Source organism: Luteolibacter sp. Populi (assembly GCF_040801775.1).
Taxonomy (GTDB): domain Bacteria; phylum Verrucomicrobiota; class Verrucomicrobiia; order Verrucomicrobiales; family Akkermansiaceae; genus Haloferula.
In genome coordinates this window covers 1,324,419-1,351,175 of the sequence record NZ_CP161812.1, presented here as the reverse complement: position 1 = coordinate 1,351,175, position 26,757 = coordinate 1,324,419, and the positions used below count along the sequence as shown (strand labels likewise).

Sequence of the window (26,757 nt, the reverse complement as noted above, 5' to 3'; positions counted from 1 at the left end):
CCGGAGCCTCCCGCAGACTCTTTTGGCACTTGCCCCTTCTCACTTGGAACTTTCCCGTCTCACCACCCAGGTCTTCGTCATCGAGTCATGCCAGCCCCGTGTCTCCGAGCCCAGGAAGGAAAGCGGCTCGAAGGGGATGATCCGGCACAGGCTGCGCAGGGCCATTGTCCCGAAGGAAGGCCGCTCACCCTGTTCGTTCACGATCTTCGTGCCCGTCACCAGCTTCCCCACCGTCGTGCCCGTCACGCCCTCCATGAAGATGTAGTAGACCAAGCTCAGGAAGTAGCCGAACGCGAGCTCCTCCATCTTGGAGATCGATATCGGCTCCCCCGGTGCCATGACGCCGAGCACGATCCCCAGCAACATGCCGAAGGGGTAGCTCATGCAGAAGATCACCACCCGATCGATCAGGAAGTTCGAGAACCGGCGGCCGGCGCTTGCCGGAATCGGTCGTGCGATCACAGCTCCGGCGTCGGCAGGAAACGCTGGCAGCGGCATGGCGGCAGGAGCCGCATAGGGATTGGCATTCTCGTCCGGGGGATTCACCGCGCGAGACAAGCGCAACGCCCGCCCGAAGTCAAAGCGGGAACCAAGCTTTGGACGATAGGATACAGGGCACTCCGTCTGGTCTGCTGATGAATCACGATACGTTAACCCCCGAGGGCGGCGCAGCCGCTTTGGAGTGCGGCGGGCATCGCCGCTTTGGTGCGATCTCGACTGGAGATCGCCGTATTGAATTCGCCTCTACGCCGCCCCCTTGCTGTCCCGCTTGAACTGCGGATCTTCCTGAAGGCGACGAGACGATTGACGGGCTGCAGAGGGGGAAACGAAGGAATGGATTCGTGACGGCGTTCTCCGGCACGCACCGCAGGAAAGCGGCGATGCCCGCCGCACTCCAAAGCGGCTGCGCCGCAAAGGGGGGGCATCGGTCCGCATTCAGAGCTTCCTCGGAGAGCTTCAGGAAACCTGACAGAGACCCGGATATGGGCAGCGCAGGAGAGGAGCGGGGCGTGGCGGAAAAGTTTGACCGGAGTTTGTCTTGCGGCTCATCTATGCGCCTATGATCCGTCCCCCGTGGTTCCCGATATTGAGTCTTGGTGTGCCGGCCCTGGTGATGGCGGCGGAGCCGGTGCTGACACCGCGGATCGAGCTGCTGGCGACTTCGGCGTCCTTCGCGATTTATCCGGATCAATTGGTCACCGGAGATATGGATGGGGACGGCGATCTGGATTTGATCAATCTGCCGAACGGAGGGACGACGCTGGGGATAGGGGATCCTCACGGCCTCTGGATCGAGAACCGCGGCGGTCGGGAATTCGCACCGCTGCGGCTGGCACAGGTGGCCCCCACGGGGTTCCGGGAATACCTGTATTACGTCAAGCCGATCAATCTCACCGGGGATGCGAAGCTGGAATTCTTCGCGAGCCGCAATAGCTCGGATCTCTCCGAATACGTGCCGCTGGCGATGACTCCGCTGCTCGGCCCGGGCGGCCCGGCCCCGGTGACGGGCACGCCGCTGGCGGAGGCGACGGAGGAGCCGTGGCATGCGCTGGATCTGGACGGGGATGGCCAGGGCGAGCTGCTGCGGATGAAGGTGCTGAACAACACCGACCTGGAGATCCGGATCTCCGACCGGCAGGCGGACGGCAGCTTCGCGGAATCCGTGGTCTTCACGGTCGCCGGTTTGAATGAGCAGGAGGCGTTGATCTCACCGGAGGCGGTGGATATGGATGGCGATGGCCTCCGGGAGCTGGTGCTGACGCTGAATGCGCGGACGGCGATCTTCGCGCGGACGGGGGCCCGGACCTTCAATGCGGTGCCGGTGATGGTGGAGGACGTGAACACGGTGCGGTCGTGGATGGATCTGAATGGCGACGGTCGCCCGGACGCGCCGGGTCTCGGCGGTGAGTGGGTGGAGAATCTGGGCGGGCTGAGCTTCCTGCGGCGCGTGAGCTCGCTGTCATTCCCGCCGGAGGAGAATGTGATCTTCGAGGCACTGGAGGCACGGGCGGGCCAGCCGGCGCTGGCGCATTTCGTGGTGTCGTCGTTGCAGGGTGTGGATGAAGTGGTGACGGTGCCCTTCAATGCGAGCGCGCCGGTGACGCGCCGGGCGCTGCCGGTGACGGAAGCGGCGGCTCCGGTCTTCCTGCACCTTGCAGACCTGGATGGGGACGGGCAGGTGGATCTGGTTTACTCGTACTCCACGGTGAATCTCGGCTACTATGACTCTCGTATTCTGGCCGTGGCCTGGGGGTCGGCGGCGGGCTTCTCCGAACCGCAGGCACTGTACGTGGGCCCGGCGGCATTCCACGAGGTGCTGGCGGCGGATGTGAACCGTGACAAGTGCGTGGACCTGCTGCGCGGGCCTGATGCGAATGGCCGCTACTGGCTGCGCTTCAACCGCGGCAAGGCGGGACTCGATGCGGACTCGCGGCTCGGCGAGGAACTGCCGCTGGACGGCCTGCAGGTGCCGGGGGCGAGCCTGCGGATCCTGGGAGTGCTGCGGATCGATAAGAACGCGACGCTGGATCTGGTCTGCAATTACACACGCGTGCCGCAGGGCGAGGCCGGCCCGGAGCAGGCGATCGTGGTGGTCCGGGGGCGCAGGGACGGGTCCTTCATCAAGCCGGTCATCCCGGCGGGCGGCCTGAATTTCGCGGCGGGACCGGTGATGGACGGGGACTTCATCGACTGGGACCGGGACGGTGATCCGGACCTCGTGGCCGACGGCTATTGGCAGGAGAATGTGAAGGGCGCCTTCCCGCCGGGGCGGCGCTTCCTGGTGGAACTGGGAACGATGGAGGATTTCCTGGGGAATCCGACGGTGGTAGGCGGGACCATCACGGGCGATCTGGACGGGGACAAGCGGCCGGACATCATCTCGCTGATCCACGGGGCGGGGCAGGGCGATGCGCCGCCGGCGACCATGCGGATCGCCTATGGCGACGGGCGCGGGGGGATCTCCGCGACGGCGGATGTGCCGCTGCGGCTGGCGGCCTACGATTCCCTCGGGAACCCGACGGTGGCGGGCGGGGTGGTGATCACGGATTTGAATGCGGACAAGCTGCCGGATCTGTGGCTGAGCGAGCTGACGGGATACGACCTGCAGGGAAATCCCGCGATCGAGGACCGCTGGCTGCGGAATCCGGGGAAGCGCTCGCGGAATCCGGAGTCATGGGTCTCGCAGCCGCTGGAGGGCAATGTCCCGGCAGGCGTGGCGCTGGCGGATTTCAACGGGGACCGGAAGCTCGAATGGGTAGGGCCGTATGGCTACCTCCAGCCGGGGAAGCAAGGGCCGGTGCTTTCGCAGGAATACGATTTCTCGGGAGGGGTGGATCTCACGCGGGAGCCCTACCGGGCGGCGGCGGATGTGGACGCGGACGGGGATGCGGATTTCATCCTCGGCGGCAGCGCTTCCACGCTGGTCGTGCTGTTCAATACCGAGGCGGATGACCTTAAGAAGCGGGCATTAAAGGCGAAGGAGCCGAAGTGGGTCAGAAAGGGCTTGGACGTCGTGAGGTAAGTTGTGGGCTCTGCAGTCGCACAGCGACCGTGGACTGCGTGCAGCCTGCTGCCGCTGTCGGCAGGCAGCCTGCTGCCGTGAAGGACCGGGCCGTGCCGTCCCGCCCCATGCCTGCCCCCGGGACCGCGGAGGCTCTGCCCCGCAGAGCGGTCCCACGCTGCCGTGAGCACTAAAAGCCAGGCAGCAAAGCGACGGCGCTCTCCGCTACGATCGCGCGGTGAATAGCGCTTCTCCGGCTGCTTCTGCGGGGCAGAGCCTCCGCGGTCCCGGGGGGCAGGCATGGCGGCGCTTTCTTGGCACTTGGTCCTTCTCCCTTGGAACTTTCCCGCCTCATCTCCTCACCACCCAAGTCTTGGTAATCGAATCGTGCCAGCCACGCGCAGTCGGCCCCAGGAAGGAGAGTGCCTCGAAGGGAATGTGCCGGCAAAGGGTGCGCAGGAGGGCGGTCAGGAACGAGGGCCGCTCACCCGTCGCCGTCACCACCTTGGTTCCCGTGATCCACTTGCCCAAGGTCAGCCCGGTGGTGGCCTCCAGGATCGTGTAATAGCCGATCACGGGTCCGAAGACGGCCACGTTGAGCAGGAGATCCAAGGTGCCGCCGCCGCTGGCCTCTTTTTCGAGGATCTTCCCGGCTACCATCGCAACCCCGACACCGGCGATCATGAGCAAGACCAGCAGCGCGACGCTATCGATCAGGCAGTTCAGGAATCTACGGCCTTGGCCTGCCGGGATGATCGCCACCTGGGTGTCATTGACCGGCGGTGCGTCGGTCACGGACGGGGAGGAGTAAGGGTTTTCCGGAGTCATTGGGGCCAATGTTAGAATGAAGGCTCCGCAAGTCTCCCATCGCCAGAAAAAAGGACTCCCCGTCAGATTTGCTGACGGATCACGATGTGTCTCCCCCGAGGGCGGCGCAGCCGCTTTGGAGTGCGGCGGGCATCGCCGCTTTCGTGCGATCTGGATTGGAGATCGCCGTATCGAATTCGCCTCTGCGCCGCCCCCTGCGATCCCGCTTGAGCTGCGGATTTTCTGAAGGTGGCGAAACGGTTGACGGTATTGCAAGGGGGGGAATCGAAGGGATGGATTCGTGACGGCGTTCTCCGGCACGCAGCGCAGGAAAGCGGCGGTGCCCGCCGCACTCCAAAGCGGCTGCGCCGCAAAGGGGGGGCATCGATCCGCATTGGGAGCTTCCTCCAGAGCTTCAGCAAACCTGGCGGACCACCTTTCCGAACCACCTCTCCCGGCGCAGCCGCACACCGATTGATGATTGGAAGATGGGTGATTGATGATTTCGCCGCGAAGCAGGCGTCAGAACGGGAACTTCCCCTTGAAGTTCTTCATGATGTCCCCCAGGTCGCCCATCCCGCCGGCACCACCCGGTCCACCCGGTCCGCCGAAGCCGGGAGGCATGCCCCCCATCCCGCCGCCCATCTGCTTCATCATGTCCTTCATCTTGTTCGGGGAGCGCATCATCTTGCGCATCTCCCCGAACTGCTTCAGCAGCGCGTTGACCTCGATCATCTTCACCCCGGCACCCTTCGCGATCCGCTTGCGGCGCGAGTCCCGGATGATCTCCGGCCGCCGCCGCTCGTCCGGCGTCATCGAAAGTACGATGGCTTCCGTACGTTTCATCCGCTTCGGGTCGAAGGCCGCGTCAGGCAGCTGCTTCTTGATCTTGTTGAACCCGGGCAGCAGGCTCATCAGCCCCTTCATGTCGCCCAGCTTCTGGATCATCTTCATCTGGTCCAGGAAGTCGTAAAAGTCGAACTTGCCCTCCGCCAGGCGCTGGATCGACTTCATCGCGTCCTTCTCGTCGATCTTGGAAGCGACCTGCTCCACCATCCCCACGATGTCGCCCATCCCCAGGATCCGGTCGGCCATGCGGTTCGGGTGGAATTCGAAAAGCTGGTCCAGCTTCTCGCCCTCGCCCGCATACTTGATCGGCATCCCGGTCACCGCCCGCATCGCCAGCGCCGCGCCACCGCGGGCATCGCCATCGAGCTTGGTCAGGATGATCCCGGTCACGCCGACCGCGTCATTGAAATGCTTCGCCACGGACACCGCCTGCTGGCCCGTCGCCGCGTCCGCCACCAGCAGGGTCTCCTGCGGCTTCAGGAACTCGTGCAGGCGCTTGAGCTCCTCGATCAACCGGTCGTCGATTTCCTGGCGGCCCGCCGTATCGAAAATGATCACCGTGTGCGGCTGCGTCTCCGCCCAGGCCAGCGCTTCCCGCGCCACCTTCACCACATCCTTTTCACTCGCTTCCGGCGTATAAACCGGCACCCCGACTTGCTTGGCCAGCGTCGCCAGTTGCTCGATCGCGGCCGGCCGGTAGAGGTCGATCGCCACCAGCAGCGGCTTCTGGCCTTCCTTCTTCAAGCGCAGCGCCAGCTTGCCCGCCGTCGTCGTCTTGCCCGCGCCGTTCAGGCCGCAGAGCAGGATCCGCCCGGGTGGCGAGAGGTCCAGCGTCACCTGCTCCCCGCCCAGCAAGTCGGCCAGCTCGTCGTGGAAAATTTTGACGATCTGCTCGCCCGGCTTCACCGACTTGAGCACGTCCACGCCCATCGCCTTCTCCTTCACCGCCTCCACGAATTCCTTCGCCACCGCGTAATCCACATCCGCCTCCATCAGCGCCATCCGGATCTCCTTCAGCGCGTCGGTGATGTTGGACTCGGAAATCTTACCCACCCCGCGCAGGTTGCGGAAGGTCTTGTCGAGCGAGTCGGACAGGTTGCTGAACATGGAAGGGAAATTTGAAATTTGAAAAACGAACGATGAAATCTGAAATCTGAGATCTGAAATCCGACTGCCGGGGGAAGCCGTCAGGGCTCCGCGCCTTCTTCTCTTTCTTGGAACTTGGTCCTTCTCACTTGGTCCTTCCAGCTTGGAACTTGGTCCTTTTCACTTGGAACTTCAGCGCGGCTCCTCCTGCGGCACATAAGCCGCCTCCGTATCGATCCGGAAGGACCAGCGCAGCGGAACTTCGGGCGGCTTGCCCTTGCTGTCCAGCCAGGACACCGCGACCTGGCACACCGGGGAGCGCAGGCGGCGGTTGAGCTGCCACGAGAATGTCTTGGTCTCCGGATCCAGCACCGCCGGCACCTCCCCGAAGCCGCCGATCTTCATCGTCAGCGTCTTCGGGTCCATGTCCTGCACCGCGGAGAGGTCCGCGGACACCAGCGGCATCCGGGTATCGAGCATCGTCCCCGGCTCCGGCTTCACCGGGTGCGGCGTGGTCTGCGGCCCGACCACCGTGTTCCCGTCTCCCGCCACGGCTCCCGCGATGTCGTTGAAGCTGGTCGCCATCTCGAAGATCTTGTCGTGCGTGCCCAGGATGATGTAGCGCGGCAGGGCCAGGTCATCGTGCGAGCGCCGGATCTTCCCCGGCAGCACCGTGAAGAGATGCTGGTAGCCGAATTCCTTCGCGATCGGGTCCATCTCCTGCGTGTGGATCCCGCCCGGATACGCATAGGTCGTGACCCGCACGTTGAACTTCGCCTCGATCGCCTTCTGCGATTCCCCGAACTCGGTCCGCAGGAACTTCCCGTAAGCCTCCGGCCCCTTGCGGCGGTGGAGCTGCGGGTAGGAATGGGAGACCGAGTGGCTGCCCAGCGTCGCCCCGTTCTTCATCATCTCCTGGATCATCGGCGTCGTCAGCGCCCTGCCGCCGCCATCGATGTAGTTCTTGTAGAGGAAGAGCGTGAAGGGGAACTTGAACTCCTTCAGGACCGGGAAGGCATCCGTGTAGGAAGCCTTCCAGCCATCGTCGATCGTGATCACCACGCTCTTGTCGGCGATCTCCTTCTCGCCGCGCTTCCAGGCCTGGAAGTCCGCCATTGAAATCACATGTAGCCCGGCATTGCGGATCGACTCCATCTGCTTCCGGAACTTCGAAGTGCGGATCACCATCTCCGTCTCCGCCCCCGTCTCCGAGAAATCGTGGTAGCCCAGCACGCACACGCGCACCCCGTCATCCGGGATCGCCGGCAGCGCGGGCGGCTCCGCCGGCGGCGGGGGAGGGGGCAGTGTATCCTGCGCGGCCAGCGGCAGGAGCAGGGCAAGGAACAGCAAGGCGAACTTCATCGACGCCGCCAAGTGTAGCGCCCCCGCCGCAAGTGCGAAGCGCGAATTGCGGGCCCAAAGCACGGTCCCCCGAAAGCCCGCCCCCAAGGGTAAGTAGTCCCGCCTTCAGGCGGACGAAGCACCGGAAAAGCATCACCCACCGCCAAGTCCCCGGAACGAAAGTCGCGCAGCGACCGTGGACTGCGTGCAGCCTGCTGCCGCTGTCGGCAGGCAGCCTGCTGCCGTGAAGCACCGAACCCTGCCGAACCACCTCTCCGTCCCCGGTAAAGGAAATCCCACGTGCTTCGCCTTTGCAGCCCCCTCGCAGCAGGCTGCATCGGGACAGCGGCAGCAGGCTGCGCGCAGTCCACGGCGGCGGAGCCGCGGAAGGCATTGTCCTTCAACCGGGCCGCTTCAGTCCCGAGACCAATTGATCGAATGTAAGCCAAACCCCGGGATCGCTTTCCGCTTCCTCCATGCGCTGCGTGACCTCCTCGTCGCTCACCTCATACACCGGACTTTCCAAGCCATGAAGGAGACGGGACGCCAAGGACGCCCGTTCCTCCTCCGGGAGCTTGGATGCGGCCGCGGCGATTTCCTCAAGCTTCATGAAGGAGAGCATAGCGGATCTCCCGTCTGATCGCCATCGGGATTTTGAGCGGAACCCTACTTCAGCTTCTCCACCTTCTCCTTCAGTCCCTCCTTCGCCGCCTCGTGGATCTTGGTTTGCGCGGCGGTCTCCGCCTCGATGTCCGCCATGATCGCATTGTAGGTCTCCAGATCCTTGTCCTGGGTGAACACGATCATCTCGTTTTCCAAGTTCCAGTCGCTGCGGGTGGCCTCCAGATGGTCGATCGCCCGGCTCATGTGCTCGATGATCGCCAGCTCGAACTTCCATGTCTCCTCGACCCTCCGGGTGCCGCCATTCTCGTAGCCGCGCAGGTAGTCCCGCTTGTCCCCGGCGCTCATGTCGTATTTCTCCAGCCGCTGCGGTACGCTTTTCGCCACCGCCAGGCTCCTCTCGCGGTAGGCTTTCGCGGTGTCGCGGAGCGCGGCGACGATCTTGCGGCTCTCGCTGAAGTCCTTGTCGCCAGCCAGCCGCTCCGCCAGCAGCAGCCGCAGCAGCCCCTCCTTCTCCAGGGCCGCGATGTACTCGTTCTGGAGGGCGATGGAGTCGTTCACCACCGTCTGCATCAGGTGCCGGGCTTTCTCCATGCTGCTGGCACCCTTCGGAAGCTCGCCGGCTTCGAGGCGGAAGTCGGTGTGCTTGGGCAGGCCGTCGGGGCCGCGGGTTTCGGCCAGCATCTTCTCCACGTCCTCCATCATCCCGTCCACCTGCCGGGTCTCGTGCTCGCGCTTCTCCCGGCTCCGGTCCATGAAGGAGGTGAACATCTTCCCGCTGAAGACCAGCCCCGCGAGGACGAAGACGGCGATGCTGTAGGCCCCGCCCAGCGAGGATCGGAAGGGCTTCTTGAAGGCGAGCAGGATGGCCGCCACCAAGGCTCCGACCACCAGCGCCGCAAGTATGAGGAAGAGCATCGCGCCCAGGCCCGCGCCCACCGTGAAGCTCACATCCTTCGGAGCCTGCGCCATCGCGTTTTCGATCAGCATCGCCGCAACGCTGAGCACCGCCGCGGCCACGGTGGAGAGCCAGATCCAGATCCGGTTGGACCGCGGCTTCGCCGGCAGCGGCGGAAGCGTGACCAGCGGCGGCGCGACCTCGATAGGCTCCGGCACCGGCACCGCTTCCGGCACCTGGGGGCTCATCTCACCATCGCAGGACGGGCAACGCGTATCGACCGGGGCGAAGGCGTTTCCCGAGTCTACGGATTGGCCACAGCGGGTGCATTGGAATTTCGGCATATCTCAGTGCCGCCATCCTGCCTGAGACGCGCGCTTCGATCAACGAAAGAGAGGAAGGCAGTGCGGAGTGGGGAGTGCGGAGTTTTTCCATTCCCCCCACACTTCATTCGTCATTCGGGAATTCCTCATTCGTCATTCTCCCCGCTCGTTCGTCATTTCCCCTCAAGTCGCCCGCCGCACGATGTAGCCCTGCGCCGTCACCACCGCATTCGGCGGCAGCGGCCCCGGCCCGAAGCCCAACCTCACGGGAAACGTCGCCGCCCCAGCCATCGCCGCGAGTTCGGGCTTGTGAGGCACGCGGTCGCCGCCCCGCTCCTGCGCCCGGGCCAGCCAGTTCGTGATGAAGCGCCGCACCGCTTTCTTGCGCCGGTGGGGGTTCGCCTTCAGCCACTCCGCGGCCCGTGCCAGTTGGCTGGCGATGTCGAGTGCCGGATACGCTTCCCTCCACTGCTTGCGGTCCGCTTCCGTGATTCCCGCGAAGCCCATCTCCGCCGTCCACCTCAGCTCCGGCACGGGACAGGAGCTTGCTCCGTCCCGTGCAAAAGAAGTTCCCCCTTCTTTCCTTTTTCCCCCTTCTTCCCCTTCTTCTATTTGTGTCTTCCGTGTGTCGGCTGCGTGTCTCCTGTGTGTCGGCTGTGTGTCTTTTCTCGGGGACACGTCTTTGTAAGCGTCGTAGTCCGAGATCGTTATCACCTCCCCGTAGTGCGTCCTTTTCGGCTCCTTCCCGAGCGTGATCAGCTCCTCGGACTCCAGCATGGCCAGGAAGCTGCGCACCCGCCGCTGACCCCAGCCCCAGCGGCCTGCCAGGAAACGGAGGGAGCCGCAGAGTTGGCCCCGCTCGAGCACCAGCAGGCTGTCCTTCACGATCTTCTTGGTGCGCGTGAAGACCGCGAGCTGGAGCATATCGAGGAAGGCCTCGGCACGGGAGAATTCGCGCTTCTCTTGCCAGAGGGTGTGGCTGAAGAAGCTCCGCTGAAGTGGAAGGAAACCGTTCATGGGATGTGGGGTATGGCGGGTTGGGATGGCAGGGCCGCGAGAGGCGGTCCCTGTGTGCGCAGTATGCCTGGGAAATGCAGTTTCGTCTATGGAAATGCATCGGAGTGCATGATGTAATGCATTCGTGAGTGCTTCGCGGACGGCTCTAACGCTGGGAGCGCGGAGCCTCTGGCCCGCAGAAGCAACCGTGGCAGCGTTACCACATTGCGCGATGGCGGTGGAAAGCGCCGCCGCTTGGCTGTCTACCTTCCCATGTCGCGGGCTGCTGGGGACCATTCTGCAGGCCGGAGGCTCCGCGCTCCCAGCGGAAGAGCCGTCCGCGAAGCATCACCAGGATAGAATCCATCGCCTCACACCTCCACCGGCACCTTCGCTCCGAGGAAGTTGCCGAGCAGCCGGAGGCCGGCTTGCTGGCTCTTCTCGGGGTGGAACTGGGTGGCGACTACGGCGCTGCTGCGGACCGCGCTGGCGAAGGTCTCGCCGTATTCGGTCTTCATCGCGATGATGGCGGGGTCCGCGGGGACGGGGAAGTAGGAGTGGACGAAGTAGAAGTAAGGCTCGGCGCCGAGGCCGGCCCACATCTCGTCCGCGGGGTCCTGGGGGAGGGCGGAGTTCCAGCCCATGTGCGGGATCTTGATGCCGCCTTCGGTGAAGCGCTTCACAGTGCCGGGCAGGACGCTGAGGCCTTCGGTGCCGCCGAATTCCTCACTGCCGTCGAAGAGGATCTGGTAGCCGAGGCAGATGCCGAAGTACGGCTTGTCCGCCCGCACCCAGTCGCGCAGGGGCTCGATCAGTTCGCGCTTGGTCAGCTCGCCCATGCAATCGCCGAAGGCACCGACGCCGGGCAGGATCAGGTGGCTGATGCCTTCGAGCTGGGCAGGCTTGGCGATCAGCCGCGGCTCGATGCCGAGGGCCTGCACTGCATTCGCCACGCTGCGCAGGTTGCCCGCGCCGTAATCGATGATGCCGGTCATTTGAAGTCGGTAAGCGGTAAGCGGGAAGCGGAAGGCGGTAAGCGGGAAGCGGAAGGCGGGAAGCGGGAGGCGGGAGGCGGGAGGCGGGAGGCGGGAGGCGGGAGGCGGGAGGCGGAAGGCGGAAGGCGGAAGGCGGAAGGCGGAAATTCCGGATCTCAAATCTCTTATATCATCGATCTTATATCTTATATCAAAGCGCTTCCTTGGTACTGGGGATGCCTTTGACGCGCGGGTCCTTTTCGCAGGCTTCGCGGAGGGCGCGGGCCAGGCCCTTGAAGATCGCTTCGGCGATGTGGTGGCCGTCGCGACCGTAGAGGAGCTCGATGTGGATGTTCGCGCGCAGGTTCGAGGCCAGGGCGCGGCAGAATTCCTCCACCAAGGTGAAGGGGAAGTTCGGGGCGGAGGGCGTGTTGGGCGCGGCGCGGAATTCGAGGTGCGGGCGGTTGCTCAGGTCCACCACCACGCGCGCCAAGGTCTCGTCCATCGGCAGGTAGCAACTGCCGTAGCGCTTGATCCCTTCCTTGGTCGCGAGGGCTTCACGCATCGCCTCCCCGATCACGATGCCGGTGTCCTCCACGGTGTGGTGGAAATCGACTTCCAGATCGCCCTTGGCATCGACGTTCAGGTCGAACAGGCCATGCCGCGCGAAGAGCGTCAGCATGTGGTCGAAGAAGCCGATCCCGGTGGAGATCTTCGAGTCCCCGGAGCCGTCGAGGTCGATCGACAGCTGGATCCGGGTTTCGGCGGTGTTGCGGGTGCGGCTTGCGGTGCGGGAAGACATGGGGAAGTGAAGAAGCAGCGGATCAGGGCGCGGGAGTGGCCGGTGCCGCCTTGGTCAGCAGCTCCATGTAAGCTTCCGGCATGGAGGAACTGCGGACCTTCGAGATGGCGGCATCGATCTCCTGCTTGGTGGCATTGCCGCGGGTGATGGTCTCGTAGGCGGCCTCGTAGTTCTCCTCGGTCTTCGGCAGGTTGCTGACGTCGAGCGTGCTGACGCGGCGCATTTCGGTTTCAAGGTAGCGCTTGGCTTCGTCCAGGCCTTGCTTGGAGTAGGGGTCGAGGCTGAGCCACTTGATCCCCTCGGCCTTCTCGCGCTCGAGGCGTGCGGCATACTCGGCCTTTTCTTCGGCGATCGCTTGCTCGCTGCGGACGCGGTCGGCGGGGGACATGCGGGAGAGGCCGCTCTCGCGGGCCTTGGTGCGGGCTTCGAAGCCGCTGAGGCTGGCGGTCACGTTGGCGAGTTGGGCCTTCATCAGGCTGGCCGCGTAGGTGGTGTTCTCGCGATAGGCGGTGCTGCCCTGATACTCCTTCTCCAGCTTGCTCCACTCGCGCAGCGCGGCGACGAGTTCGTTGCGCTCGCCGAACTTCTTCATGTTGCTGGCGACGATGCTGGCGTCGAGGCCGTAGGCCTTCGGGGTGCGCTCGGCGGCGGAGACCATCTTGCCGCCGAATTTCACGCCGCCGGTCTTCACCACGCCGAGCTCGCTCTCCAGCGTGTCGTAGATCTTCTGGACGTCCTTCTTCTTCGGCGAATTCGGGTGAGCCTTGAGGAAGTCCGCGGCCTTCTTCGACTGCGCCTCATAGGCCTCCTCGCTCAGGAGATCGGGCGTCGGCAGGAACTTGGCCAGCTCGGCGTAGGCGGTCTCGTCCTTCTGCTCGGCGAATTGCCGCACCACGTCCGCCTTCGGGATGCGGCGCTCGTCCTTGATCGACTTCGTGATCTGGACCGCGATGATGTAGTCGGTGCCCTCTTGCTTGACGATCGAGCCCTCGATTTTCGAGCCGTCCTTCAATTCGAAGGTGTCCGCCGGCGCGGGCATGGCGAGGAGGAAAGGCAGGATGGGAAGCAGGTGGTAGGTTTTCATTTGCAGAAACAATCCCAAGGGAATCCCGGGACGCGAGAGGAAAAATCGTGTCAGGGCACGGCAGGGCGGGCAAGTGCCTCGATCGCCGCCGGATTCTCAAGCGCCAGCGAGCTGCCGTCCGGTCGTAAAAGCTTGGCTGCGGGGACTTTCGCGAGGCTGCGGCCGATGCGGTCGAGCGGCAGCCGGGAGGCGGCTTCCCGCCATTCCGGCCCCGCATTTTCGGGGAGCTGGATGATGACCCGCGAGCGGGCGAAGGCGGCTGCCAGGATCGAATCCGTGAAAACCACGGGGGCATCCGCGATGGGTGGCAGCGAGTTCAGCCAGGGGGCGAGTGCCGGCGGCGGGCTCTGGCCCAGCGCGGCGAGACGGGCCAGGTTCATGCGCATCAGGCCGGCGGTGGAATCGTCGAAGAGCATCATGCGGTCGGCGAAGGGCGTGGTCAGCGGGGTCGCGTCGGGCCGCGCTTCGGTCAGGCGGCCGGCATCGTCGACGAAGGCTTCCGCGGTGCTGGCGGTCAGGTCGCCGGCCCAGATGCGCCAGTTTTCGTCGAGGGTGATCTCGGCCAGGTCGAGCGCGGCCTGGATGGCCAGGGCGTGGGTGAAGGCGCGGGCCTCGTAGGTGGTGGCGGGTGCGCCCGGGTTCTGTTCCCTCAGCCGGTTTCCCGCGGCGAAGGTATCGCGGGCGAGCTTGGCCAGCGCGAGCGCCTTGCTCCGCCACTCCGGATGGCCGGTGGCGGTGAAGAGCGCGGCGTAGGCGGAGACCATCCGGAAGCTGGCGGCGGCGGAGGGAGCAGGGCAGGGGAGCCGCTCCGGGACGCGTGCCAGGCGGGCCTTGAGCAGCTTCGGGCGGCTGGATTTCAGGAGCTCCGCGGCGGCTTCCAATGTGATGCCCTGCTTGGCCGCGGCCTCCGCCAGCGTGGTCTTCCGGCCCAGCGAATTGAGGCGGAAATACTCGCGCGCGGAGTCCGCTTCCATCGGCAGATTACCGATGGCGGCGATGCCGCAGAGGGTCTTCCAGAGCGCGGCTTCCGGCGGGGTGAGCGCTTGGTCGATCTGCTCCTCCGTCCACAGCCACTCGCGGGCCGGGGAGGGGCCGGGCAGGCGCTGGGCGGCGAAGAGGCCGGTGGGCGTGGCGTAGCTTCCTTCCGCGAATTTCACGGCACCGAGGGCGACTTCCAGCGGCAGGGGATCGCCGGTGGCGCGGTGCAGGGTGACCAGGGCCCGCGCGCTGCGGGCCTGGGTGGCGCAGTTCCGGGGGGTATTCGGCAGGTCCCAGGTGCCGCTCCGGCGGCTGGAATACACGCCGCCATCGAGCGGATCGACCATGGCGCTGGCCAGGAGCGGGTGGCCGAAGGCGGCAACGACCTCGCGGCAGCGCTTCGAGATCTCCGGCGGCGTGTCCGGATCGAGCGAGGCGGATGCCAGGCACTGCAGGATGCCCACCGGCAGCAAGCCGCCGGCCCCGGACATGACCCCGGTATCGGGCTCGTAGAGGCTGAGAAGCTGGCGGACCGCGCGGGCCAGCAGGGCATCGCGCGCGGCGGGATCCGCGGGAATCGCATCGGCGGTCTGGAGCCGGAGCACCCGTGCGTCGTGGTCTTTGCGGCTGTTCTTGACCACGTAGTCGGGCGAATCGACCCACATCTGCGCAACGGTCTCCAGCGCGCTTTCCACCATCTCGCGAAGGCTTTTTTCGGGACCCGGCGGGACAGGCCGCCAGCTCACTTCGTCCCCGTCGGGCGAGAGGACGAGGATGAAAGGGAAGGAGAGCGGCTTCCGGATTTCCTCGCTGAGCACGGCGGCGGCGAGACCGGCTTCCGGGGACAGTTCCAACTCGACGAGGACCGGCACGAAGTTCTCGTTCAGGCGCTTCACGAGGGAGCTGTCCTTGTCGATGGCGTCCAGGGTTTCCACGCAGCCCGGGTAGCGGGCCGAGCCGATCACGGCGAAGACCGGGCGGCGGGTATCCTTCGCGGTCTGGAGCATGGCGGGCTCCCAGTGCTGCCAGCGCACCGGCGAGCCGGCGCGGGAGGACAGCAGGCCCGGTAGGGCCTTCGCCATTTGGTTGCCGGGAAGTTCGGCGACCGGCGCGGCAGCCGTAGTCCCGCCGGTGGGGGAAACCGGGCGTTTGCGGCAAGCGGGGACGAGCAGCAGCGAAAGGAGCAGACCGAGACGGATTCCGGATTTCAACATGAACAGGAACGCCGCGAGCTGGGGAGGCGCATGGCCACCTTGCAGAAAAGGCTTCCGTGCTTACAAGCCGAAGCTACGCTGCGGCAGCGATTTCCAGCGGCCTACCAGCGTGATCAGTATAGCGGTTTCCAGTCAAAAGGGGGGAGTGGGCAAGACCACGGCCTCGATCAACATGGCCCACGCCTTCGCCCGGGCGGGTCTGCGGACCTTGCTGGTGGATGCCGATCCGCAGGGCTCGGTGGGGCTCTCGCTGACCCGGCAGTCGCGCATGCTTTCGGGCTTCTACGACTACCTGGCCGATCCCGGGATCCCGCTCGACCGGATCCTGGTGCCGACCCGCCTGGAGACCTTTTCCTTGGTCGCCGCCGGTCAGGCCAGCGACTACGAAGTGGGCGGCGCGCCGACCGGTGCGCACCTGGCGCGGGTCCGCGGCTTCCTGCGCGCGGTGGAGGCACGCGGCTTCGACCTGTGCCTGATCGATACGCCCGCGGGGCTTTTCGGCCTGACCTCGGACATCATCGCCTCCAGCGATGCGGTGCTGGTGCCGCAGCAGGCCGAGCCGCTGGGCATCCGCTCGGTGCCGAAGATGCTGGAAGGGCTCAACCGCCTGCGCGTGATTCATCCGCGGCTGCTGGTGCTGGGCGTGCTGATGACGATGGTCCAGCAGGACATGGCGGAGAGCCGTGAATCGGTGCTGGCGCTGCGGCAACTGTTGCCGGCCGATCTGGTCTTCCGGACCACGATCCCGCGTGATCCGCTTTTCGTAAGGGCCAGCGCCCGCGGCCTGCCGGTGGGCGTGATGGAAGACGGTGCCGGCGCGCTGGCGGTCTTCGATGCGCTGCGTGCCGAGATCGTGGCGAAACTCGAGCAGTCCGGCCATCTGGCCCCGACCCGCCCTCATGGACCCGCTTGAACCATGGATCGACGCCTCCGCGGTGCGGCGGATGGCGGAAAACCTGCTGACCGAGCCGCGCGGCTCGGCGGTCGATCCCGGCCCGGATGCGGGTTTTGGGACGGAGTTCGAGGGTTTTGCGGGGGAGGTTCGGGGTGGTGCGGTGGCTGTCGTTTCCGCTCCTGCTGTGCGTCCTGTGGTGGATCCGACGGCTCCGGTGCCATCGCATGTGCCGGAGGCTCCGGCGCGCACTTTCACTCCGGCGGCGGTGGTGGTCGTGGCACCTGCTCCGGTGGCACCTGAACCTGTGGCTGCGCCTGCTCCCGGGCAGGAGCGCCGCGGTCCCTTGCTGGAGCGGCTGGCGAGGTTCCGCGACCAGCTGATCCGCCACACCGGTGCGCAAGGGGTTTTCATTCTCGATCGCGAGGGCAAGCCGGTGATGGAGGACCCCGCTTTCGGCAAGCTCCACTTCTTGGCCCGCAGCCTCGCTCAAGCCTACCGCCCGGTGGCGGGGCAGGCGGGGAACGTCCACGTGAAGATTGGCTCGAATGCTGTTTTGGAAGTGGTGCCGGTGGACACGCCTTTCGGGTGTCTGGTGCTGGGCACGGTGATGCCGCGGCCTCTGACTGCGGCGGCTGTTGCGGAGATCGCGGCGGCGTTGAGGCAGGCGGCGAAGCCGAGGGAGGCGTGAGGGGGGGGTGGGCTGGGCTGGGCTGGGCTGAAGGGCAGATTCGACAGCCGCGGCGCAGCCGCCGTGGAGTGCGTGCAGCCTGCTGCCGCTGTCGGCAGGCAGCCTGCTGCCGTGAAGCACCGGACCCTGTTGATCCACCTCTCCGTTACCGGTAAAGGAAATCCCACGTGCTGCCCTTTGCAGCGCCCCTTGCAGCAGGCTGCATCGGGACAGCGGCAGCAGGCTGCACGCAGTCCACGGCGGCTGCGCCGCGGAAGGCAGACTGGGAGCGCCGCGGCACCGCCCGGCAGAACGGTCCCTCAAAGCCCGCCCCCAAGGGTAAGTAGTCCCGCCTTCAGGCGGACGAAGCACCGGAAAAGTATCACTCACCGCCAAGTCCCCGGAACGAAAGTCGCGCAGCGACCGTGGAGTGCGCGCAGCCTGCTGCCGCTGTCGGCAGGCAGCCTGCTGCCGTGAAGCACCGGACCCTGTTGATCCACCTCTCCGTCACCGGTAAAGGTAATCCCACGTGCTGCCCTTTGCAGCGCCCCTTGCAGCAGGCTGCATCGGGACAGCGGCAGCAGGCTGCACGCAGTCCACGGCGGCTGCGCCGCGGAAGGCACCTTACCCGGGTGTCACGGCGGCGGAGCCGCGGAAGGCACCTTGCCGGGGGGCACGGTGGCTGCGGCGCTGAGGCGGGCTGCGAAGTCGCGGGAGGCGTAGGGGGGCTGACGAGTTATTCGTTCAACTGATGCTGCCGGTCGAATCGACAATCACATCGATAGGCCACGGCGTTCCGTCTCGTCCGCGAATCACGTTGCTCGGCTTTGCATCCCGGATTTCGGCACCTGTTGCCGCATGGCGGAAGCGGTTGAGACCGGTCTTATCCCACCCGGCTTTTGCCATATCGGCCTCGAATTCTGCCCTATCGATGTAGTTGTCACCATCGACAAATTTCTGCCTCGTCCAGATCGATTTTCCGGAGATGCCGATGACTTCCGCCTCAAGCTTCGGCCACAACTTCCCGACGTCGTCCCATCGCGCGAAATATTGAGCGGCCGTGGCTCCGCTCGCCCAGGAGTCAGGACGGGTTTCCTTGACTACGAATTCGGCCCCTTGTGCAAAATAGACGAAGTGTTCCTCACCGCCCCCTTCTACCCCCGCCCGTAAATCGGCGGCCCACTCATCGTCGATGATCCTACCGGACCGCTCGGCCCATCGCCTTAATGCTTCGAGCTGCCTTTGGACTTCGGCTTCGGATTGGAAGACTTGTCCGTAGGTCGGCGGTCGGCGGGTGGGCGAGAGGATTGCAATGAGTTCCCTTGCAGAAATTGTTCCCTGCGCTCTTGGGGGGTTTTCCATGCTTCCGGGGTTCTCGCGTCGATGGGCACGAGCCGATCTTCGCACGGGAGAGTAGGGAACTCCATTGTTTTCCACCGCGGTCCGCTGCTGGAGCGGCTGGCGAGGTTCCGCGACCAGCTGATCCGCCACACCGGCGCGCAGGGGGTCTTCATTCTTGATCGCGAGGGCAAGCCGGTGATGGAGGATCCTGCTTTCGGCAAGCTCCACTTCTTGGCCCGCAGTTTGGCTCAAGCTTACCGCCCGGTGGCGGGGCAGGCGGGGAATGTCCACGTGAAGATTGGATCGAACGCCGTGCTGGAAGTGGTGCCGGTGGACACGCCTTTCGGTTGTCTGGTGCTCGGGACGGTGATGCCGCGGCCTCTGACTGCGGCGGCTGTTGCGGAGATCGCGGCTGCGTTGAGGCAGGCGGCGAAGCCGAGGGAGGCGTGAGGGGGGGTGGGCTGAAGGGCAGATTCGACAGCCGCGGCGCAGCCGCCGTGGAGTGCGTGCAGCCTGCTGCCGCTGTCCCGATGCAGCCTGCTGCAAGGGGCACTGCGAAGGCGAAGCACAGGGTGTGGCGAGCCGCGGACGGAGCGTGGGATACGGAACTCTCCGGTGCTTCACGGCAGCAGGCTGCCTGCCGACAGCGGCAGCAGGCTGCACGCACTCCACGGCGGCTGCGCCGCGGAAGGCACCTTACCGGGTGTCATGGCGGGCTGCGCCGCTACCGTTCTGCGGGCCGGTGGCTCCGCGCTCCCGGGGGAAGAGCCGTCCGTGAGACATCACGAAGCTACCTCGTCCGCCGATTCTGGATCCCCAGGACCGCGGCGGTGCTGCCGCCGCAGGCGAGCATGACGAGGATCAGGAGGATGGCGTCGTAGTCGAGGGTGTCGATCCAGTCGTTGCCGAAGGGCTTCTTGAGGCCGAGGAAGATGAGGCGGGGCTTCTCGGCATTGCGGTAGTCGAGGCGGAAGGTCTCGGCCTCGCGGATTAGCAGGTCGATGCGGTCGTTGACGAAGAACTCCGAGATCGGGCGGGCTGTCTTGTCGGGGGTCTGGACCTTGATCGATTCGACCTCGAGGCGGGTGCCGCGGCGGGCGAGGTCGGTGATGCGTTCGGCGAGGTCGCGGGCGTCCGGAGCGTTGAGGGCTTCGGCGGCACCGAGCTTGAGCAGGGACTCCAGCATGAGCTGCAGGCGTTCCTCGACGGCGGGTTGCAGGGTGCTCTCCATCTCCTTGATCGCATCGACGCGGCGCTGGATGCGGATGCGCTCGACCTCGTAGGGATTGCGGGTGGCCTGGGTCACGACCATGGCCTCGTAGGCATGGCGCAGGGGCATGAAGCGGGAGGGGACGGGGGTGCCGCCGCGCTCGCGCTCGAGCTCCCGGTTCTCGAAGAGCCCGCGGTTCATCTCGCGGAAGGGGACCAGGGCACCGGCCAGCAGCATCTGCGGGACCAGCAGTAGCGGCACCGCGGTCAGCGCGGCGCGCTCGGTCCTGACCAGTGAGGAAACGAGCAGGGCCAGGCCGGTGCCGGTGCATGCTGTTAGAGTCATCCACAGCCACTGGCTGGGGATGGTGCCGCGGATCTCCAGGATCCAGTGGCCGATGGCGGTGTAGGCGAGGCATTGGGCGGCGGCGACGAAGCCGAGGGCGCAGAACTTGGCCGCGACGTAGAGCACGGGATTCGGCCGGCAATTCCGCTCGCGCCGCAGCAGCGGGCGGTCGCGCAGGATCTCGGTGGCCGAGTTGGTCAGGCCGAGGAACATCGCCACCGTGGCCGAGAGGAAGAGATAGGCCGGGATGTGGAGCGCGGTGGGGAATTCGTAGCCGCCCTGCTTCGACGAGCGCAGGGTGATGCCGATCAAGAGTGCGAGCAGGGGTGCCTCTAACAGGGTCGAGTAAAGCGTGCCGCGGTTGCGGAACTTCGAGAGGAAGGAGCGCTGGAACTGGGTGGAGAAAACGGCGAAGGAGCGCTTGATCGCGTGGCTCGCGCCGGCCTTGCCCTTCATCGAGGGCAGGGGCGAATTCGCGAGCCGTTCCATGCGCGAGGGCGGTGCGACTTCGCCGAGCGAATTCACCAGCGCCTGGCTCTCGAAGCGTTCCTGCCAGAAGTTCGGCGGGAAGCGCCGGGCCGCGGTGGGATTCTGGCCGCCGCCGATCTGCGCGAGCGGCGTCTCCAGGATATCGAAGACGAAATCCGCGCCGAGCGGGGCATTCTCCGCGACGGAAGGGTGGGCGATGGAGTATTCTTCCGCCATCTCGCGGAAGTAGGCGATCATCGCGAGGGGCGTGCCGTAGAAGGCCAGCTTGCCGCCGTTGTCTAACAGCAGCACCTTGTCGAAGAGGCTCATCACCTTCGCGCCGGGGCGGTGGAGGGAGGCGATGACGATCTTGTCCCGGGCGAGGGAGCGCAGGGTCTCGGCGACGTGTTCGGAGTCCTTCGAGGAGAGGCCGGAGATCGGTTCATCGAAGAGGAAGACCTCCGCCGGGCTGCCGAGATCGAGGCCGAGATTCAAGCGGCTGCGCTCGCCGCCGCTGAGGGTCTTCTCACCCGGGGAGCCGACGCGCCGCCGCCCGATGGCCTGCAGGCCGAGCTCCGCCATGATGCCGTGGGCGCGCCTGCCGACTTCCTCCGCGGAGAGGAAGGGCCGGCGCACGGTGGTGGCGTGGCGGAGGTGCTCGACGACCGTGAGCTGGGGATTGAGCGCCTCCTCCTGCGGCATGTAGGCGATGAAGCGGATCAGCTCGAGGCGATTCTGATAGAGCGAGGATTCATTGAGGCGGACCCTGCCGCGGGTCGGCTCGATCTGGCCTGCGAGGACGGAGAGGAGGGTGCTCTTGCCGCTGCCGCTGGGGCCGATGATGCACATCATCTCGCCGCGCCCGATCTCGAAGTTGACATTATCGAGCGCGCGGACGCCGGGCACGAACTCGTGGATGATATCCTGGGCGCGGAGGGATTCGATCAGGTTGCGCTCCTCGTCGATGATGCCTTCGCTGAAGCGGCAGCGCAGGGCCTGGGTGCGGGAGAGGCGGATGATCGAGCCCTCGCGCAGGGACGCGGAATTCTTCACCGGCAGGCCGTCGGCGGTGACCACGTCCTCTGCCTCGCGGACGAAGAGATTGCCGGTGCGGCGCTCGAGGTCGAAGCGGACGCGCAGGACGACCCGCGGTGCCAGCCCGGGGGCCAGCAGCAGGTCGCCGCGCTCGAGTACCGAGGGGTCATTGGAGACCCGGAAGTCGCGTTGGTCGGCCTCCAGCCGGAAGCGCCCGCCTGCCTCGACCCGCCGCCGCCGCAGGGCATCGACGGTGGTGGAGAAGCCGGAGGGGTCGGAGAGGCGCTCGTGATTGCTGCAAAAGAGCGGCTTGCCCGGCTTCATCAGGCCGTGGCCGTCCACGACCATGGTCGTCGGTCGCAGCGCTTCTACCTCCGCCTCCAGGCCGAAGCGGATTCGCACGGCGCTCTGGCGGCTGCGGGCGCGCTCGCTGGTCAGGCCCTCGTCGGTGGTGGCCAGGAAGATCGCCGGGCGATTGCCGGTGAGCTTCACATTCAGGAAGAAAACGAGGTCCTCGCAGGTCAGGGTCCAGCCGGGGACGACCAATTGCTGGCGCTCCCGCATCCGCAGGAAGGCCCCGCTGTCGAGGGACCGGCCGCGGACCCAGAGGGGATTTTCGCCCGTATTCCGGACCAGCAGGAGGTCGGAGGCCCGGTAAACCCGGAAGGCGTGGCCGCTGGCCTGCTCCGGGAGGCGGACTTCCGCATCGTCATCCGCGGAGAAGATCAGGCGCTCGAATCCGGGGTGCTCGGCGGGAGCGTCGCCGCTCATTTCCGCGAGGATCTGGCGGGCCTGGTCCGGGCGACCGAGCCGCCGCAGGAAGACCTCGAAGGAGGCGCGGCTGCGCTCGGAGCGACCGACCGCATCGACCAGGGTGTAGAGCTGGAGGCCGACTGCCATTTTCTGGCTGTCGTCCAGCAACTCCCTGAGGTCCAATGCGGTGCGGGCGAGCGGCTTCTGGTCGCGGACCGCCTTCTGGACCCGCCGGGCGAGCCAGCTGTGGTCGGCTTCAGGGAAGGCGCTGCGGAGCAGGTCGAGGATCAGATCGGCCTCCTCGGCATCCATCCGGCCATCGAGGGTGGCGAAGCCGGTGAAGGCATCGACCAGCAGGGCGAGGATGCGGGAACCGGAGGATCCGCCCCGCTTTCGGGACCTCAAAGCGCGCCACCAGGAACCCGCCCCGTTGCGCGATTCGTGGGCGTCATCCGTCGGCGCATCTCGATCCATCCGGCCCATGCATGGCAAAGGGCCGGGCGGCGGGCAAGACTGCCCGAAAAAATTGGGTTTTCTTTCGGTTAAGTGGCGCTACCCTGTCGCGCCCTTTGCAGGTCCAGCGCGGTGATGCTATGATCCCGCGAGTTCCGGCAGGTGCCGCTCCTATATAACCATGTCAGATTCACCTCAGAACCGTCCGCCGCAGGGCCCTGGCACGCGCGGACCTAACGACCCGCCCGGATTCAACTGGCGCCTCGCCATTCTTCTCGGTGCGGCTTTCCTGATCCTCGGCCTCGCCTTCATGAATGGCGCGGTCAATCCGAGCGTCAAATCCTTCACCTACGCCGAGTTCAAAACGGCCCTGGATCAAGGTCGGGTCATTTTCGACGACCCGAAGCATGTCTTCAAGGTTTCGACCAAGGACAGTGCTTACAACGCGACGATCGACGGCTACGTGTATGACAAGCCGCTGCGCTCCAAGGATGAGGTGCCCGGCACGGTGCGGCCCTTCCTCGCGAATGTGCAGCTTTCCAAGCTGCCCGCGCTGCTCGGCGATAAGGTGCCTTTCCAAGTCCTGGAGAAGCCGCTGCCGGATGCCGTGGAGAAGACCCAGGCGGAAGCAGACATCAAGCCGGTGCTGCTGTCCGAGGAAGGTTTCAGGCGGATCGCCGCGCTGAAGGAGTTCGACGAGGCGACGCCGCTGGTGGTCTATTCGACCAACGGGGAGAACGGCACGGTGGTGGGTGCGCAGAAGGTTCCGGTGGGTTCGGAATTCGATCCTTCCAAGGCCACGCCGACGCATTTCGAGGTGGTGGCTCCCTTGCTGATCCTGGGCGACCAGATGGGCGACCTTCTGTCCAAGAACGGGATCTTCAAGGCTGACAATGATTTCCTGAAGAGCGCGATCTTCACGTTCCTGCCGGTCCTGCTGATCGTGCTGCTGCTCTTCTTCCTCTTCCGCCAGCAAATGAAGGCGGCGGGCAGGGGCGCGATGTCCTTCGGCAAATCGAAGGCCAAGCTGCTGACCCGCGATCATAACAAGGTCACCTTCAAGGACGTGGCGGGTATCCAGGAAGCCAAGGAAGAGCTGTGGGAAATCGTGGATTTCCTGCGCGATCCGCGGAAATTCCAGAAGCTCGGCGGCTCGATCCCGAAGGGCGTGCTGATGGTCGGCCCTCCGGGCACCGGCAAGACCCTGCTGGCCCGCGCGATCGCCGGCGAGGCGGACGTGCCCTTCTTCTCGATCTCCGGTTCGGACTTCGTCGAAATGTTCGTCGGCGTGGGTGCTTCCCGCGTGCGGGACATGTTCGAGCAGGGCAAGAAGCATGCGCCGTGCTTGATTTTCATCGATGAGATCGACGCCGTCGGCCGTCACCGCGGCCATGGCATGGGCGGTGGCCACGACGAGCGCGAGCAGACCCTGAACCAGCTCCTGGTGGAGATGGACGGCTTCGATACGCAGGAAGGCGTGATCATCATCGCGGCGACCAACCGTCCCGACGTGCTGGACCCGGCGCTGCTGCGTCCCGGCCGTTTCGACCGCCAGGTGACCGTCTCGCTGCCCGATGTGAATGGCCGCGAGGAGATCCTCCGCGTCCACGTGAAGAAGATCAAGCTGGCCCCGGGCACCGACCTCGGGATCATTGCCCGCGGCACTCCCGGCTTCTCCGGTGCGGAACTGGCGAACCTGATCAACGAGGCGGCCCTTCTCGCCGCCCGCCGCGGGCTCTCCGCCGTGACCATCTCCGAGATGGAGGAAGCGCGTGACAAGGTCCGCTGGGGCCGCGAGCGCCGCAGCTTGGCGATGTCCGACAAGGAGCGCATCGGCACCGCCTGGCACGAGGCCGGCCACGCCTACGTGACCATGGTGCTGCCGCACACGCACCCGCTGCACAAGGTGACGATCATTCCGCGCGGTCCCTACCTCGGGGCGACGATGTATCTGCCCGAGGGCGACAAGTATTCCACGCAGCGCAAGGAAGCGCTGGCGAACCTTGTGGTCACCATGGGTGGCCGGATTGCCGAAGCCTTCATCACCGACGACGTTTCGAACGGCGCTTCCGGGGATATCCGCCAAGCCACCTCGCTCGCCCGCCACATGGTCTGCGAGTGGGGGATGAGCGAGAAGCTCGGCATGATCGAGTATGGCGATGGCGACGGCCCGGTCTTCTTGGCCCGCGATGTCTCACGCGGCCGCAATTACTCCGAGGATACCGCCCGGGTGATCGACGCCGAGATCAAGCGCTTCATCGACGAGGCTTACGACCATGCCACCGACATCCTGACCAAGGGCAAGGACAAGGTCGAACTCATCGCCAATGCGTTGCTTGAATTCGAGACGCTCGATGCCGCGCACTTGAAGGATCTCATCGATCACGGCGAGATGCGCAATCCGCCGAGCGCGCCGAAGCCGCCGCCGGTGCCCGAGGAATTCCGCAAGAAGCCGGTCCAGAAGCCGGCGGAGGACAAGCCGGATGACGGCGGTCCGCTGCCCGGTGAAGTGGTCGGCGCTCCGGCCTGAGATCTCCTGCGGGAGCAGGTAGAATTTGAAAGACGCGGCATGGGAAACCATGCCGCGTCTTTGCTTTGAAGGGGAAGGGGAGAGAAGGCCGGGAAGGCCCGCCAGCGTTTCCAAGGGGCTGTGTCGGGTGCGGGGGAGGACGGGGGGGCGGTGTGTGCCTCACGGACGGCTCTTTCCCTGGGAGCGCGGAGCCACCGGCCCGCAGAATGGTCCCTCGTTGCAGTGGACACGCAAAGGTAAGCAGCCAAGCGACGGCGCTCTCCATCATTCCCACGCGATGTGTAACGCTGCCATGGTTGCTTCTGCGGGGCAGAGCCTCCGCGGTCCCGGGGGGCAGGCATGCGGCGGAGGCGATGGGTATGCTACGCCTTTGCAGCGCCCCTCGCAGCAGGCTGCCTGCCCACAGCGGCAGCAGGCTGCACGCAGTCCACGGCGGCGAAGCCGCGGAAGGCGAACCGGAAAAGCAATACTCACCGCCAAGTCCCCGGAACGGGAGTCGCGCAGCGACCGTGGACTGCGCGCAGCCTGCTGCCGCTGTGGGCAGGCAGCCTGCTGCCGTGAAGGACCGGAGAGCTCCGTATCCCTCGCTCCGTCCGCGGCTCGCCACACCCGGTGCTTCGCTGCCTGCAGCAGGAGAAGGCGCGCAGCAAAGCGACGGCGCTATCCATTGCCATCGCGCTATGGGGAGCACTGCTCCGGCTGCTTCTGCGGGGCAGAGCCTCCGCGGTCCCGGGCGCTGGCGCGTGGATCGTTACCTACATCTTGTCCTCGGGTCCGCCTCTTCAGGGCCACAGGCCCGCTCCATACAAGCCTGGGCCGCGAGGCCCAGGGGAAGGCGCGGGAGGGAAAGGAGAGCTGAAGGCCCGTTCCATCGCCGGTCGGTGCATCATCCCCGGTGAGCGCGATGGTGCGGGCATACAGCCCGCGTTACCTGTGCACATTCCACATGGGGCTCGCGCCCCATGCTGGTATCGTGGCGGGCCCTTGGCCCTGAAGAACGCGGTGGGGGTAACGTAGTAGAATGGTGCCGGATCGAGGCGGGGTGGTTCCATGCTACTATATCTGTAGTAATTCAACCGCTTCCCAAGGTGTTCCGGGACTCCCGCGGCCTCCTCCGGGACGCTCCCGCCCCTGTTGAACCCGGAAATCCCCCCGGAGACCGCGTTTTCGGGCCCATTTTCGCCGGATTGACGCCTTGGCGTGGGGATTGGTCCTCCGGGCCGTGTGTTCCATGGAAAAAAGAGTCCCCGTGGAACCCCCGTGCTTACGCGATCCCGTGAAAAAATCGGAAAAACCCTCTGGAAAGATATTGACCCGACCCGGTCCGGGGGCCTAGGGTCTCCCCGTCGCCGCAACGCTAGCGACGCGAGAGACGAGAGTCGATCGCGGTTCCAAAAGAACCCGATCGGCTTTTTAGTCCCCTCGAAAGAAGATCTTTCACAAGCATGGCCCGGCCCAAGGAGGTGCGGAGACGAAGCGGAGAGAGTCCTTGGGGCTACCGAAGCAAGTCCCGTGCCATTCGAAAAAAGCCGGGTGAAGAGGAAAAGGCCAAATTGTGCGTTGCGTGCCTGAAAGAGGGCATGCG

18 protein-coding genes are annotated in these 26,757 nt (G+C 65.7%); 5 read left to right on the top strand and 13 right to left on the bottom strand.

What is annotated here, in order from left to right; translation table 11 throughout:
• Positions 1–39 precede the first annotated feature (39 nt).
• Positions 40–546 (bottom strand): RDD family protein, encoded by a 507-nt coding sequence (locus ABWK72_RS05245; protein ID WP_367873731.1) that lies wholly within the window; start codon positions 544–546, stop codon positions 40–42.
• A 514-nt stretch (positions 547–1,060) separates the two neighbouring features.
• Between ABWK72_RS05245 and ABWK72_RS05240 the strand changes: the two genes are divergently transcribed.
• Positions 1,061–3,523 (top strand): FG-GAP repeat domain-containing protein, encoded by a 2,463-nt coding sequence (locus ABWK72_RS05240; RefSeq protein ID WP_367873730.1) that lies wholly within the window; start codon positions 1,061–1,063, stop codon positions 3,521–3,523.
• Positions 3,524–3,853: 330 nt separating this feature from the next.
• On the opposite strand, the gene ABWK72_RS05235 is transcribed toward ABWK72_RS05240, so the two are convergent.
• The 10 genes from ABWK72_RS05235 to ABWK72_RS05190 all read right to left on the bottom strand — a co-directional run bounded on the left by ABWK72_RS05235 (position 3,854) and on the right by ABWK72_RS05190 (position 15,475).
• Positions 3,854–4,330 carry an RDD family protein gene (locus ABWK72_RS05235; RefSeq protein WP_367873729.1) on the bottom strand — a complete coding sequence of 159 codons (477 nt, stop codon included), beginning with the start codon at positions 4,328–4,330 and terminating at the stop codon, positions 3,854–3,856.
• A gap of 501 nt (positions 4,331–4,831) precedes the next feature.
• Positions 4,832–6,265 carry a signal recognition particle protein gene (gene ffh / locus ABWK72_RS05230; protein ID WP_367873728.1) on the bottom strand — a complete coding sequence of 478 codons (1,434 nt, stop codon included), beginning with the start codon at positions 6,263–6,265 and terminating at the stop codon, positions 4,832–4,834.
• A 171-nt stretch (positions 6,266–6,436) separates the two neighbouring features.
• Positions 6,437–7,606 carry a polysaccharide deacetylase family protein gene (locus ABWK72_RS05225; protein WP_367873727.1) on the bottom strand — a complete coding sequence of 390 codons (1,170 nt, stop codon included), beginning with the start codon at positions 7,604–7,606 and terminating at the stop codon, positions 6,437–6,439.
• A gap of 379 nt (positions 7,607–7,985) precedes the next feature.
• Positions 7,986–8,195 (bottom strand): hypothetical protein, encoded by a 210-nt coding sequence (locus tag ABWK72_RS05220; protein ID WP_367873726.1) that lies wholly within the window; start codon positions 8,193–8,195, stop codon positions 7,986–7,988.
• Between the two features lie 56 nt (positions 8,196–8,251).
• Entirely contained in the window at positions 8,252–9,352 is a 1,101-nt protein-coding gene (locus ABWK72_RS05215) for a hypothetical protein (RefSeq protein ID WP_367873725.1), read from the bottom strand.
• 258 nt (positions 9,353–9,610) lie between these two features.
• Positions 9,611–10,444 (bottom strand): hypothetical protein, encoded by an 834-nt coding sequence (locus ABWK72_RS05210; protein WP_367873724.1) that lies wholly within the window; start codon positions 10,442–10,444, stop codon positions 9,611–9,613.
• Between the two features lie 350 nt (positions 10,445–10,794).
• Positions 10,795–11,418: an imidazole glycerol phosphate synthase subunit HisH gene (hisH, locus tag ABWK72_RS05205; RefSeq protein WP_367873723.1), complete on the bottom strand. Its 624-nt coding sequence runs from the start codon at positions 11,416–11,418 to the stop codon at positions 10,795–10,797.
• Positions 11,419–11,608: 190 nt separating this feature from the next.
• Complete coding sequence (gene hisB / locus ABWK72_RS05200; protein WP_367873722.1) at positions 11,609–12,199, bottom strand: imidazoleglycerol-phosphate dehydratase HisB; 591 nt, start codon at positions 12,197–12,199, stop codon at positions 11,609–11,611.
• A gap of 22 nt (positions 12,200–12,221) precedes the next feature.
• On the bottom strand, positions 12,222–13,283 hold the full coding sequence (locus ABWK72_RS05195) for a PTPDL family protein (protein WP_367873721.1): 1,062 nt from the start codon (positions 13,281–13,283) through the stop codon (positions 12,222–12,224).
• Between the two features lie 50 nt (positions 13,284–13,333).
• Complete coding sequence (locus ABWK72_RS05190) at positions 13,334–15,475, bottom strand: DUF255 domain-containing protein (RefSeq protein WP_367873720.1); 2,142 nt, start codon at positions 15,473–15,475, stop codon at positions 13,334–13,336.
• Here ABWK72_RS05190 and ABWK72_RS05185 point away from each other — a divergent pair.
• Positions 15,474–16,388 (top strand): ParA family protein, encoded by a 915-nt coding sequence (locus ABWK72_RS05185; protein WP_367873719.1) that lies wholly within the window; start codon positions 15,474–15,476, stop codon positions 16,386–16,388. The two genes, ABWK72_RS05190 and ABWK72_RS05185, sit on opposite strands and share 2 nt — an antisense overlap.
• Entirely contained in the window at positions 16,375–17,058 is a 684-nt protein-coding gene (locus ABWK72_RS05180) for a hypothetical protein (protein WP_367873718.1), read from the top strand. The genes ABWK72_RS05185 and ABWK72_RS05180 overlap by 14 nt, the downstream gene beginning before the upstream one ends.
• 723 nt (positions 17,059–17,781) lie before the next feature.
• On the opposite strand, the gene ABWK72_RS05175 is transcribed toward ABWK72_RS05180, so the two are convergent.
• Positions 17,782–18,399, bottom strand: coding sequence for a hypothetical protein (locus ABWK72_RS05175; RefSeq protein ID WP_367873717.1), 618 nt, complete (start codon positions 18,397–18,399; stop codon positions 17,782–17,784).
• 21 nt (positions 18,400–18,420) lie between these two features.
• Between ABWK72_RS05175 and ABWK72_RS05170 the strand changes: the two genes are divergently transcribed.
• A complete protein-coding gene (locus ABWK72_RS05170) occupies positions 18,421–18,828 on the top strand; it encodes a hypothetical protein (protein WP_367873716.1) in 408 nt (135 codons plus the stop codon).
• A gap of 340 nt (positions 18,829–19,168) precedes the next feature.
• Here ABWK72_RS05170 and ABWK72_RS05165 read toward each other — a convergent pair whose 3' ends face one another.
• Entirely contained in the window at positions 19,169–22,663 is a 3,495-nt protein-coding gene (locus tag ABWK72_RS05165) for an ATP-binding cassette domain-containing protein (protein WP_367873715.1), read from the bottom strand.
• Positions 22,664–22,823: 160 nt separating this feature from the next.
• Here ABWK72_RS05165 and ftsH point away from each other — a divergent pair, with 160 nt between their 5' ends.
• Positions 22,824–25,172, top strand: coding sequence for an ATP-dependent zinc metalloprotease FtsH (gene ftsH / locus ABWK72_RS05160; RefSeq protein ID WP_367873714.1), 2,349 nt, complete (start codon positions 22,824–22,826; stop codon positions 25,170–25,172).
• Positions 25,173–26,757 lie beyond the last annotated feature (1,585 nt).